12 protein-coding genes are annotated in these 12,049 nt (G+C 64.6%); 3 read left to right on the forward strand and 9 right to left on the reverse strand.

Features of this window, described 5'->3' with window-relative positions:
- Positions 1–5: 5 nt before the first annotated feature.
- From C4S68_RS09130 to ftsY, 3 genes are all read right to left on the reverse strand, one after another.
- Complete coding sequence (locus C4S68_RS09130; RefSeq protein WP_103932714.1) at positions 6–674, reverse strand: riboflavin synthase; 669 nt, start codon at positions 672–674, stop codon at positions 6–8.
- A 234-nt stretch (positions 675–908) separates the two neighbouring features.
- Complete coding sequence (gene ribD, locus C4S68_RS09135) at positions 909–2,084, reverse strand: bifunctional diaminohydroxyphosphoribosylaminopyrimidine deaminase/5-amino-6-(5-phosphoribosylamino)uracil reductase RibD (protein ID WP_103932715.1); 1,176 nt, start codon at positions 2,082–2,084, stop codon at positions 909–911.
- Positions 2,085–2,149: 65 nt separating this feature from the next.
- Positions 2,150–3,154 (reverse strand): signal recognition particle-docking protein FtsY, encoded by a 1,005-nt coding sequence (gene ftsY / locus C4S68_RS09140; protein WP_103932716.1) that lies wholly within the window; start codon positions 3,152–3,154, stop codon positions 2,150–2,152.
- 131 nt (positions 3,155–3,285) lie between these two features.
- On the opposite strand from ftsY, the gene C4S68_RS09145 reads away from it, so the two are divergent.
- Together C4S68_RS09145 and C4S68_RS09150 are read left to right on the forward strand one after the other, a co-directional pair.
- Positions 3,286–5,148 carry an APC family permease gene (locus C4S68_RS09145; RefSeq protein WP_103932717.1) on the forward strand — a complete coding sequence of 621 codons (1,863 nt, stop codon included), beginning with the start codon at positions 3,286–3,288 and terminating at the stop codon, positions 5,146–5,148.
- Between the two features lie 135 nt (positions 5,149–5,283).
- On the forward strand, positions 5,284–5,841 hold the full coding sequence (locus C4S68_RS09150; protein WP_103932718.1) for a Uma2 family endonuclease: 558 nt from the start codon (positions 5,284–5,286) through the stop codon (positions 5,839–5,841).
- A 23-nt stretch (positions 5,842–5,864) separates the two neighbouring features.
- On the opposite strand, the gene C4S68_RS09155 is transcribed toward C4S68_RS09150, so the two are convergent.
- The 3 genes from C4S68_RS09155 to C4S68_RS09165 all read right to left on the reverse strand — a co-directional run bounded on the left by C4S68_RS09155 (position 5,865) and on the right by C4S68_RS09165 (position 8,840).
- Positions 5,865–6,860 carry an NAD(P)H-dependent glycerol-3-phosphate dehydrogenase gene (locus C4S68_RS09155; RefSeq protein WP_103932719.1) on the reverse strand — a complete coding sequence of 332 codons (996 nt, stop codon included), beginning with the start codon at positions 6,858–6,860 and terminating at the stop codon, positions 5,865–5,867.
- Positions 6,861–6,868: 8 nt separating this feature from the next.
- Complete coding sequence (plsY, locus tag C4S68_RS09160; protein WP_103932720.1) at positions 6,869–7,498, reverse strand: glycerol-3-phosphate 1-O-acyltransferase PlsY; 630 nt, start codon at positions 7,496–7,498, stop codon at positions 6,869–6,871.
- A gap of 73 nt (positions 7,499–7,571) precedes the next feature.
- Positions 7,572–8,840 carry a competence/damage-inducible protein A gene (locus C4S68_RS09165; protein ID WP_103932721.1) on the reverse strand — a complete coding sequence of 423 codons (1,269 nt, stop codon included), beginning with the start codon at positions 8,838–8,840 and terminating at the stop codon, positions 7,572–7,574.
- A gap of 159 nt (positions 8,841–8,999) precedes the next feature.
- Here C4S68_RS09165 and C4S68_RS09170 point away from each other — a divergent pair, with 159 nt between their 5' ends.
- Positions 9,000–9,413: a hypothetical protein gene (locus C4S68_RS09170; RefSeq protein ID WP_103932722.1), complete on the forward strand. Its 414-nt coding sequence runs from the start codon at positions 9,000–9,002 to the stop codon at positions 9,411–9,413.
- Here C4S68_RS09170 and C4S68_RS09175 read toward each other — a convergent pair.
- The 3 genes from C4S68_RS09175 to C4S68_RS09185 form a co-directional block, all read right to left on the reverse strand.
- Positions 9,382–10,206 (reverse strand): hypothetical protein, encoded by an 825-nt coding sequence (locus tag C4S68_RS09175; protein ID WP_146072088.1) that lies wholly within the window; start codon positions 10,204–10,206, stop codon positions 9,382–9,384. The genes C4S68_RS09170 and C4S68_RS09175 overlap by 32 nt on opposite strands.
- A gap of 128 nt (positions 10,207–10,334) precedes the next feature.
- Positions 10,335–11,408 (reverse strand): SMP-30/gluconolactonase/LRE family protein, encoded by a 1,074-nt coding sequence (locus tag C4S68_RS09180; RefSeq protein WP_103932724.1) that lies wholly within the window; start codon positions 11,406–11,408, stop codon positions 10,335–10,337.
- 46 nt (positions 11,409–11,454) lie between these two features.
- A complete protein-coding gene (locus C4S68_RS09185) occupies positions 11,455–11,955 on the reverse strand; it encodes a phosphatidylglycerophosphatase A family protein (RefSeq protein ID WP_103932725.1) in 501 nt (166 codons plus the stop codon).
- Positions 11,956–12,049: the final 94 nt, after the last annotated feature.

Raw genomic sequence — 12,049 nt, forward strand, 5'->3', positions numbered from 1 at the left:
GCGGATTAGTAGCCGCGTGCGAGCAGGGAAGCTGCGGTGAGTTCCGACGTGGACTTCGATGCGTGCATCTGGGCGGCGTACTTGGCGAGGGCGTCGGTCTCGATGTTGACCTCTGAGCCCGTCGCGAGCGCGTGCAGATTGGTGACCTGGTAGGTGTGCGGGATGATGGCAATCTCGACGAAGAAGCCGTCTGCCTCGTTGCGGACTTTGGCGACGGTGAGGGAGATGCCGTTGACGGTGATCGATCCCTGGGAGATGACGCCCGCTGCGAGCTCGCGGGGGAGTTCGAGGGTGAGCCGCCAGTCGGTGGTGGTCAGGTCGTCGGTGAGCGGAACGAGGGAGATGAACTTCGCGGTGCCGTCGACGTGGCCCTGCACGACATGGCCGCCGAGCGGCGCGCCGGCGGGCGTGGGCAGCTCAAGGTTCAGCACCGAGCCGTGGGGGATCGCGCCGAGCGTGGTGCGGGCCAAGGTCTCGGCGGCGAGGTCTGCAGCGAAGTGCGTGGGGTCGCCTTCGACGACGAGCGCCGTGAGGCAGACGCCGTTGACGGCGATGCTGTCGCCCTCGCGCCAGCGACCCGCCAGCGAAGGCGCGTTGACGATGAGCAGGGGAGCGCCGCCGGTGTGGGCGCGCGAGACGAGCTTTCCAGTGGCTTCGACGAGGCCGGTAAACATAGTTCTAGGGTAGCAAGGTGGTCAAGAGGTCGCGGAGAGTTAGGCTGGATCGACCTATGCGGCTCCGCATGGTGTGTCATTTCGACCGGAGCGGTGCAGTTTCATCGCACCGCGTAGTGGAGAAACCCGCATCGTTGCTTGCATCGGCAAACTGCAGCTCCCTCGGCTTCGCTCGGGATGACACAGCTTGCTGAGAACAAAACCAAAGAGCCCAGATATATCTGTCGATACGTCCTAAACCTTCGCCCACGGGTTGTGAAGGTAGCCGGTGATGCGGACGTCGTCTTCGGTGCCGATGGGATCGCCGTGCGGGAAGGTCGAGCGGGTGACCTCGGTGAGGCTCTCCTGCAGCTTGTACGGCGAAGGGAAGCGCGTGGAGAAGGGGATGGCGTCGCTGCCCAGCTCGGTGTCGGCGTAGTACAGCACGACGTGGTCGACCAGGTTGCGCTGCAGGAGCGCGTCGGTGAGCCCGGTGCCTGCTTCGACGATGACGCTGGTCATCTTGAGCTCTTCGTAGAGCTTCCGCAGCGTGAGATGGATGTTGGGGCGATTGGCCTCGGTGGGCAGCCGCCAGATATCCGCGCCCGTGGCTTTGAGGGCTGCATCGCGATCCTCATCGGCGTTCTCCGCGCAGACGAGGATGGCGTTGCCTCCAGCCAGGACTTTTGCATCGGCAGGCGTGCGCAAGGCCGAGTCGAAGATGACGCGGAGCAACGGGCGGCGGCGCGGAAGGCCGCTGCGGTCGGTGAGTGAAGGATCGTCGGCGAGGATGGTGCCCACGCCGGTCAGCAGGACGTCGGAGGCGTGGCGCAGCTGCTGTACGCTCTCACGGGCTGAGGGGCCGGTGAGCCAGTGTGGCGAGACCTCGCTACGCGTGGATGCGGCGGGAGCGATCTTGCCGTCGAGGGAGACGGCGGACTTCAACGTGACGAAGGGCCGCTGATTCTGGATGGCGAAGGCAAAGGCGTCGTTGAGCTCGCGCGCCTGCTTTGCCTGCGGTGAGTTGCGGCCCGCGACGTCAACGGTGAGGCCGGCGTCGCGCATCTTTGCGAGGCCCTTATTGCGGGTGAGCGGGTTGGGGTCGATGGCAGCGACGACGCAGCGCTGGATACCGGCGGCGATGAGTGCCTCCGAACAGGGGCCGGTGCGTCCATGGTGGGCGCAGGGCTCGAGCGTCACATAGGCGGTCGCTCCGGCAACATCATGGCCTTGCGTTGCGGCCTGTTTGAGCGCGGCGATCTCGGCGTGGTCGAATGCGTCGTAGTGGTGCGCGCCTTCGCCGAGCACTTCGCCCGTGGGGGATGTGATGACGCAGCCAACGGTGGGATTGGGCGAGGCGAGGCCGACGGCTGCCTGCGCGAGATCGAGCGCGCGCTGCAGGTGGATCTCGTCCTGGGGAAGAACTGGCATGGGGGCCTTACTGAATGTTGGCGGTGCGGCGACTCGAGCCGAGTGAGCTATTCGAGCCGCGTGAGCTACTCCAGCATGGAGTCGACGAAGGCTTCGGGCTCGAAGGGGAGGATGTCGTCGATCTTTTCGCCGACGCCGGCGTAGAGCACCGGCAGGCCGAGCTCATGCGCGATGGCGACGACGATGCCGCCCTTGGCGGTGCCGTCGAGCTTGGTGAGAACGATGCCGGAGACCTTCGCGGCCTCGGTGAAGAGGCGGGCCTGTTGCAGGCCGTTCTGTCCAGTGGTGGCGTCGATGACGAGCAGCGTCTGGTGCGGCGCGCCGGGGATGATCTTGTTGGCGGTGCGCACCATCTTGTCGAGCTCCTTCATCAGGTCGCTCTTGGTGTGCAGACGTCCGGCGGTGTCGACGATGAGGATGTCTTTTCCCCTCGCCTTGGCTGCCGTAGCTGCGTCGAAGAGCGCGGCGGAGGGGTCGCCACCCTGCTTGGTTTTAATGAGCTCGACGCCGGAGCGCTGCGACCAGACTTCGAGCTGCTCGATGGCTGCGGCGCGGAAGGTGTCGGCGGCGCAGAGGAGGACGCTGCGGCCTTCGGGGAACTCGCGTGTGGGCTTGCGGAAGAGCGCGGCGAGCTTGCCGGTGGTGGTGGTCTTGCCGGTGCCGTTGACGCCGACCATCATGATGACCTCGGGCGGCGTGGCGGGGTGCGCGACGGGGTGGGCGACGGCATCGAGGATGCGGAGGATCTCGGACTTGAGTGCCTGCTTAAGCTGGGCACCGTCGGAGATGCCCTGGCGGAGGGCGCGGTCGCGCAGGCGGGCGATGATCTCCTGGGTGGTGGGCGCGCCGATGTCGGAGGCGAGGAGCGCGAGCTCGAGGTCGTCGAGGGAAGCGTCATCGACCTCGCGCGTGAGGGCGACGACGGCGGAGAGCGACTGCGAGAAGGAGTCACGCGTGCGGGTGACCGCCTTCTTCATGCGGTCGAAGAAGCTGCGGGGTGCCTCTGGTTCGGAGTTGTTAGCCGCCGGTTCGGGCTCGCGGTCGCGCTTGCCGAAGATTGAGAAAGCCATCGCCCTCTAGTGTAGCGTTGCCGCGGCGCGGAGGTGGATTTGCCAGCCTTTACGGCTTCCTGTGGACGTCTTTACGGACTTTTAGCGGGTTGCGGCCCTAGATTGACGGATGGCGCAGAGGAGCGCCGCGCGTGTCCTTCTTCGATGTGGTGTTGGGCCGTCCGATTGCGACGGTGGATGAGCATGGTGAACACATTGGCCCGATTGCGGGCATTCCTGTCTTTGGGCTGGATGCGCTGAGCTCGGCGGCATATGGCCCGGAGGCCGCGCTGACGCTGCTGATCCCGCTGGGGCTGGCGGGATTGCACTACATCCTGCCAGTGACGGCGGCGATTCTTGTGCTGCTGGTGATCGTCTTCTTCTCATATCTGCAGACGATCGACGCGTATCCGAACGGCGGCGGCAGCTACACCGTGGCGACGGAGAACATGGGCGAGCGGGCGGGACTCTTGGCCGCCGCGGCGCTGATGATCGACTACATCCTGAACGCGGCGGTGGGTATTTCGGCTGGCGTTGGAGCGATCATCTCGGCGTTCCCTGCGCTGCAGCCGCACACAACGATCCTGTGCCTGGCTGTGCTGGCGGGGCTGACGTTGGTGAACCTGCGCGGGATCAAGGATTCGGGGCTGGCGTTTCTTGCGCCGACGTATCTCTTCTGCGGCTCGTTACTGTTTGTGATCGGGCTGGGACTTTGGCGTGCGTACCAGGCTGGTGGGCATCCGGCGGCGATTGTGGCGCCGCCGCATCTGCCGATCGGTGTGGGCATGCTGCCGCTGTGGCTACTGGCGAAGGTGTTTGCCTCGGGCTGTACGGCGATGACTGGCGTGGAGGCGGTGTCGAACGGTGTGATGGCGTTTCGCCAGCCGGCGTGTCGTAACGCCAAGAAGACGCTGACGATGATCATTCTGCTGCTGATGGCGCTGCTGGCGGGTATCGCGCTGCTGTGCCGCGCGTATGGCATTGGAGCGACGGACCCCAGCGGCGCAGGCTATCAGAGCGTGCTCTCGCAGCTGATTGGTGCGGTGATTGGGCGGGGATGGTTTTACTACGTCTCGATGGGCTCGATCTTCGCGGTGCTGGCGCTTTCGGCGAACACTTCGTTCGCGGACTTTCCGCGGCTTACGCGGGCGATTGCGATGCATGACTTTCTGCCGCACGTGTTTCTCATTCGCGGACGCAGGCTGTTGTTTTCGCATGGCATCTACGCGCTGGTGGGTTTCACGGCGCTGCTGCTGATCATCTTTCAGGGCGTGACGGACCGGCTGATTCCGTTGTTTGCGATTGGCGCGTTCCTTGCGTTCACGTTGTCGCAGGCGGGGATGGTGGTGCACTGGCTGCGCGTGGGCGGCCCGCGCGCGAAGCTGCGCATGGTCGTGAATGGCCTGGGCGCGGTGGCGACCGGGGTGACGCTGCTGGTTGTGTTGGTGGCCAAGTTCCGCGAGGGCGCGTGGGTGACGGCGCTGTTGATTCCGCTGCTGATCCTGCTGATGGCTTCGGTGCGGCGGCACTACGATGGCGTGCGTGAGGAGACGACGATCGATCGGCCGATCCACACGGACAATCTTGTTGCCCCGCTGGTGATTGTGCCCGTGGATCGCTGGTCGAAGATTGCGGAGAAGGGCCTGCGGTTTGCGTTGAAGCTGAGCGATGAAGTCGAAGCGGTGCATGTGGATGCGGAGGACCGGCTGAGCGAGCTCGAGCAGCACTGGGAGGCGAACATCGCCGATCCGATCCGTGCGATCGGGCGCACGCCGCCGAGGCTGATCTCGCTGCCGTCTCCGTTCCGATTTGTGATGTGGCCGCTGCTGGAACACATCCTGGCGGTGGAACGCGAGCACCCGGAGCGGCAGATCGCTGTGCTGATTCCGGAGCTGGTGGTGAAGCACTGGTGGCAGGCTCCGCTGCACAACCAGCGGTCGCAGATGTTGAAGTTACTGCTGCTGGTCAAAGGGAATCAACGAATTACGGTCATCAATATCCCGTGGTATCTGTGAACACGATTTCTCCTCGACAGCAAGTGGTCGAGCAACCCTTGCCGGACCGCACCAAAATGGGCCAGATGTGCGCGAAATCACCGACATTCGTACTGTAACCGGGAGTATGCTTGCCGCAACGGGAGGTACGCGATCATGTCAGCGATTCCCTCAGGTGCAGTACAGAGCGCGCCAACGACGGCGCGGCGGGCACTGCCCGCAAGTGTTCGTGGTGGAGATATCGGCACAGCGCGGGAACCTCGTGAGCGCGCTGTCGGCGAGATGCACCACGCGAGCGTATTGAAGTTCCTCACCATCCATCTTGGTCAACATGAACGCGAGTGGCAGATTCGTGTTCTGCCGCGGCAGAACGTGCAGGTGAGTCCGCACGCAACGCGCGTGGCTGATCTCGCCGTGGCTCGCCGCGAGACGCGCTACGAGTCGCCACTGGCTACGCCGCCGTTGCTGGTGGTGGAGATCCTGTGCGACGAGGACCGCATGTCAGGCTCGCGGGAGCTGATTGAGGACTACGTCGCGATGGGAGTCGAGACGGTGTGGGTGCTCGATCCGAAGCGGCGGCGTGCCTACGCGGCGGAGAAGGGCGGCGTGCTTACCGAAGAACGTCATGTTCTGACGGTGGAGGGGACGCCGATCCATGTCCCGGTGCGTGAGTTGTTCTCCGAGCTGGACGAGATGGAGTTCGTCGTCGAGTAGAGGGCTACTCCAACAACTCTTTGTTATTCGGTGCGACCGGGGCGGGACATCAGCTCGCGGATCGCTTCCTGCGGCGACGTGTGGTCGAGCAGGATGGCGTTCATCTGCTCGGTGATGGGCATCTCCACGCCGTAGCGCGCGGCGAGGCCGAGTGCTGCGGTGGTGGAGCGGACACCTTCGGCGACCTTGCCGTTGAGCGAGGCGAGGATGGCTTCGAGCTTGCGCCCGCGACCGAGTTCGATGCCGACGGTGCGATTGCGCGAGAGATTTCCGGTGCAGGTCAGCACCAGATCTCCAACGCCGGAGAGGCCGGACATGGTGTCGCGACGTCCACCGCAGGCTACGGCGAGGCGGGTGATCTCGGCGATGCCGCGCGTGATGAGAGCGGCGGCGGCGTTGTGTCCGAGTTCGAGGCCGGTGACGACGCCAGCGGCGAGCGCGATGACGTTCTTGAGCGCGCCGCCAAGTTCTACGCCGGGCACATCGTCATTGCGGTAGACGCGGAGGGACGCGGAGCCAAGGTCGTCCTGGAGACGTTTGCTGAGGGGCTCGTTGTCGATGGCGACGGTGAGCGCGGTGGGCATCGCTGCTGCTACTTCCTGTGCGAAGGAGGGACCTCCGAGGACAGCGATGGGGTTTTCGGGAGCGAATTCGCAGAGCACCTGCGACATGCGCAGGAAGGTCTTTTCTTCGATGCCCTTGGCTGCGGAGAGAAGGACCTGGGCTTTCTTCAGGCTGGGAGCGATCTGCTGAATGACTGGGCGCAGGGACTGCGAGGGTGTGGCAAAGAGGATGATCTCCGCGCCTTCGACGGCTGCGGCGAGATCGGCGGTGACGTTGACCGTGGCGGGGAGTACGAATCCCGGCAGATAGCGTTTGTTCTCCCCGCTGACGAAGAGTTCTTTCGCGTGGTCGGCGGTATGGGCCCAGAGGGTCAGCTGATGTTCGGTGCGGCGTGCAAGACTGACGGTCAGCGCGGTGCCCCAGGCCCCGGCGCCGATCACAGAGATGCGGCTCATGCGTGCTCCTATCTGGAGGGGGCAGCTTTGTTGCTGCCAAACTTGCTTTCAGTGCCACTGAGCAGACGGCGAATATTGGCGTGGTGTTTCACAATGCTCAACAGCGAGATGAAGCTGACACCCGCGAGAAGCACAGGCGCTCGCGTTGGAACGAGAAGCCAGGTGAACAAAGGCACGCTGAGCGCTGCCAGGATAGATGCGAGCGAAACGTAGCGAGTCAGTGCGAAGACGACAATAAAAACTGCGAGACAAGCGAGAGCCATCATTGGCAATAAGGCAAGAAAGACGCCAAGAGCCGTCGCAATGCCTTTGCCGCCTTTGAATCCCAGCCAAACGGTAAAGATGTGCCCGACGACAGCTGCCACAGCGGCAGCGACTGCAAGGTTTGAAGGGACGCCGTTCAGCCTCGGTGCGAAGTGCAGCGCGAGCAGGACAGCGGCCACCCCCTTCAAGGTGTCCAGCAACAGTGTAAGCAGACCGAGGCCCTTGCCGCCAGAGCGCGCCACATTTGTTGCGCCTATATTTCCGCTTCCGGTCTGACGCACATCCTCGTGCTTGAGCATCCAGACCAGCACAAAGCCAAAAGGTATGGAACCAAGGAGGTACGAGACGACGAGAATGGAGGTCCAGAGGATCATGGGCTGAAGGTTGAGTGTAACAAGACACAGGGGATAGATCGCCCTGCAATCGATGAATCGATGCCGGTCTTTGTTACTCGAGGGTGCGGCGCAGCAGCTCCAGCGCATGTTGCGTGGCCCACAGACGCACGCGATCGCGGTCGCCGGGGATCTGGACCTGCTTCACCTGGGTGTCCTCTCCATCGGACAATCCGATGAAGACGAGCCCGATGGGCTTGTCGGCATCGGGGCCTTCGCCGCCTGCGGGACCTGCGAGCCCGGTGATGCTTACGCCGATGGAGCTCCCACTTATCGCACGTATGCCTTCCGCCATGGCTCGGGCCACGGGGGCACTTACCGCGCCATGCTCTTCGAGCAGATCTTCAGGGACATGGCAGAGCATGACCTTCTGATCGTTGGCATAGGGCACGACGCCGCCATCGAAGACCCGCGAGGCGTTGGGAATGGCTGTGAGGCGCGAGGCGAGCAGGCCGCCGGTGCAGCTTTCGGCGACGCTGAGCTTCATGCCGCGCATGCCCAGCATGAGCAGGACGATCTCTTCCAGGGATTCCCCGTGCGAAGAGAAGATGTCGTCGCCCATCTCGCGCTCGATGAGTTCGGCGAGCTCGTCGACGCGCTGTTCGGCTTCTTCCTGCGTGGGGCGGGTGCAGCGAAAGTGGAGCTGGATCTCGCCGGAGCCGGCGAGGATGGTGGTCTCGACGTCGGTGTACGGCTGGTAGATGGGAGCGCAGCGGGCGTCGACCTGGGACTCCGGGATAAGAGCCATGCGCAGCATGCGGGAGGCCATGAAGTAAGCGGGCAGTACCTGCCGGAGCCGAGGCGCGGCTTCTTCGTCGAAGAGCGGCTTGAGCTCTTTGGGTGGGCCGGGAAGCAGGATCACGAGCTTGCGATGCACCTTGCCGGAGGGGCCGCCGTAGACGGTGTCGAGCCACTGGCCGGGCGCGCTGCCGTTGCGGTTCTGCAGGACGATGGCGCCGTCGAGGACTTCGGTCTGGCGAATGTTGTTGGGCGGCATCGCCATGCGCCGCGCGGCAAAGCGCTGCTGCAGCGCATGCATCACGTCTGCGTCTCGATGCAGCCCGAGTCCGAGCGCTTCGGCGACGCACTCGCGCGTAAGGTCGTCTTCCGTGGGCCCAAGGCCGCCTGAGAGCACGACGATGTCTGCACGTGAGAGAGCAATGCCGATGGCAGAGGTGAGGTGCTGGCGGTTATCTCCGACGATGGTCTTGAACGCGACGCTGACGCCGAGCGCGTTGAGGCCAGCGGTGAGGTAGAGCGAATTTGTGTCCTGACGATGCGGGGTGAGCATCTCGGAGCCGATGGCGATGATTTCAGCGAGCATGCGATCGTCTTGTGAGCGGAGATTGGGTTGTGGCAGGCAGAGCGAAGACCTGTCTTCGATGATACTGTCTCGGCTGCGCGGGACCGGCGGGAATCGACTTACCCGTCTCTGTACGATTCGAGCGCGGAACCTCAGGTTGCGGGGCTATACTTCGCAAAAATGCAGACACTGCTGAAATACCTTGAGGTGGTACTCACGGCCGCGGGCGTGTGCGTCGTCGCGATGGTGTTTCTGGTGTTTCGCGATATCGCTCCCTGGAAGGCTGCGGCGATCTGCGCCGTGGTCGTGGGCGTGCTCCATGGTGCGATCTTCTTTACGGTGCGGAATTCGCAGCGCGAGGCGCGCAAGGCAGCGCTGGAGGACATTCGTCACAAGCTCGATGACCTGGTGCGGAACAAGCTGCAGGTGGTGCTGTTCGCGAGCGAGATCCAGCATGAGGACTGGCGGCCTGCGGCGCAGCAGGCGGTCGAGGAGATCAGTTCGCGGCTGGACCTCATCCAGAGCGAGGCTCTGCGGTTGAAGTCGCAGCAACGCACGAAGCTTACCGGCGGACGGGGTTCGACTCTGCACTAAGCAGCGACTCAAGCTTCATGCCCTGGTCCGGCCGCTTGATGCGGCTGAGGTCGAGATCGTACTGACGCATAGCCATGCCGATGCGGCCTTTGACCCGCGCGGCCATCTCGGCGAGCAGGTCGCGGCCGGCGAGCGAGGCCTGGATGCAGCTGCGTTCGAGGTCCGCGAGTTGCGAGGCGGCGAGGTTGGCGTGATCGGCCTCAGCGGACGCGATGTCGCGGCGCGTCTGCGCGATTGAATCGCGGGCTTCGGCGAGATCGGCTTCGATGTCGCGAACGAAGAAGGCGCCGCCGGGGTCGAAGCCGTGCAGCATGCGCCGCAGGATGCGGAGATCCTTGCGGCGAAAGGCATCGTTAGCCTGGGCCATAAGGCGGGTGCGGCGCGCTTCGTCGCTGGCATCCAGCGCGTGGTCGGGATGAATGCGAAGGGCGAGCTCGCGGAAGAGCGCACGGAGCGTGAGGGCCGGTCTGGGGTCGCGCGGGGCACTCTTTGCCGGCTCGGACGCGCCCGCCTCCGGATAGGCTTCTTCCTGCTCGGTGAAGGCTTCCTCGCGCTCGGGGTGCAGAGCTGCGACACGCTGCTCCCACTCATCCAGCTGCTTGTAGAGCTTGCCGACCTGGCGGATGTAGCGGCCTTCGAAGCTGATGAGGTGGCAGCGCAGATCGTCGAGCGCCTGCTCGCGGGCGGCGAGAGTAGACCGCAGCAGCGAGAGCTCCGCTCGCAGGCCTGCCAGCTCGGCCTCAGCCGGGGATGGAATGCGGAAGATGGCCGTGAATGGGGAGCTGGCGCGCACTGCTTCCATTATCCGCGAGGTGTGCGCGTTGCAGGACCCTCGGGGAAGGTCGAGACCAGACGTGAGATCGGGTTTCGGGTCGTGAGTCTCGAGTTGCGGGTGGATTGCGACGCCAGATCCCTGCGCCGCTAGATCAGCGAGCGTCCGGTGATGCCGAGGTCGGCGTGGAAGAGGGTGTTGTTGGTAGCGAGGGCAGCGCAGCCATCATCGAGGAAGCAGAGTCCGACGAGGTCATTGCCGCTGACGGTAAGCTCCGCGTCGCCATACGGGGTGATGCGAATGATGCCGCGCTGTCCGCGCCAGGAGGCGGCGACGTAGAGGTTGTCGTCCTCATCGAAGGCGATGCCCTGCGGGCGACCCAGGCCGCGGAAGAAGACGCTTACGCTGCCGTCGGGGTCGATCTGGTAGATGGGCTGGTTGGAGGAGGTGGTGGGAGCGCTGACGAAGAGCTTGCCGTCGGAGCGGAAGGCGAGGTGGTAGGCCGCGACCGAGGGCTCAAGCGTGGCGAAGACGAAGATCTCGCGGGTGGCCGGGGCGTCGGGGGTCGCGCCTGGCCGTTCGTCGATCTTGAAGATGGTGCCCGAGCGGTCGCCCACGTAGAGTGAGCCTTTGGCGTCGAAGGCGAGGCCGGTGGCGACGCCCATGCCTTCCGCCCAGGCTGAGATCTCGCCCGTGGGGGTGAGGCGATAGACGGTGCCTTCCTGGCGGGAGCTGGCGAAGAGATTGCCTTCGCGGTCGAAGGCGAGTGCAGAGATGTTCATCAGCTCGCGGGCGAAAGGGCGAATCTGAAGGTCCGGCGCGATCTTGTAGATGGCGATCGCGGTGCGCTCGCCGCGCGGGCCGCTGACCATGGCGAAGACGTTGCCTTCGGCATCGATCGCGGGGTTCGAGACGAGGTGCAGGTCCTCGGCCATGGGGACGCCGATGGAGGCGTGCAGGGGATTGCTGGCGTGGCCCTGGTGCTTCACGATGAGGTCCGAGGAGATGGCGCCTTCGGGCACGCGGACCAGCGCGCGGGAGGGGCGAACCATATCGAAGGTGGCTTCGATCTCGCCGAAGAAGGCGTTCGGGAGCTGCGGGCCGTCGTTGGTGATGGGCATCAGGTGGGAGCCGATCACCTCGAAGCTGCCGCCGGGGATGGCGGCACGTGGAGCGAGCCTGTCGAGGTGAGGAACGTCGGGCCTGTTGTAGAGCAGCGGCATTGCGGTGATCGTAAGCCGGACTGAAGCCGGTTGCAAATGGACGGTGCTAGTAAAACCGGGCGACGAGGTGTGCCACGAGCAGGGCGAGCAGCCCGGCGCCAATGTCGTCGAGCATGATGCCGGTGCCTTCGGGCAGGGCTTCGAGCTTGCGGATGGGCCAGGGCTTGGTGATGTCGAAGGCGCGGAAGAGCAGGAAGCTGACGGCGGCGTGCTTCCAGTCGGGCGCGATGGCGATGAGAGCGACGAGCACACCGGCGGCCTCGTCCACGACGACGAAGCCGGGATCCTTGCGGCCGGACTCGCGCGCGACGATGGTGGAGGCCGGGATGCCGATGAGCGTCACGACGAGCGCGGCCACGGTGGTGGCGATGGTGAGGGTCAACGGTGCAGGCGCGAAGGCGTGAACGGCGAAGTACCAAAGGAGCGTCGCGGCAGCCGAGCCGTAAGTGCCGGGGCCAGGCTTGAGCAGGCCGGTACCGAAGAAGGTGCCCAGCACCCAGGCCCAGCGAGTCCTGTGGGCGGTTCGATCAGATGAAACGGAAGACATCGTTCTGATTGTACGAGGCGAAGGCGCGAGTGTCCGAAGGTCGTCCGGTCGTTGGCCAATTCGCTGCGCAGGCGTGACACTGAAGGCAGGAGAT

Source organism: Bryocella elongata (genome assembly GCF_900108185.1).
GTDB lineage: Bacteria > Acidobacteriota > Terriglobia > Terriglobales > Acidobacteriaceae > Granulicella > Granulicella elongata.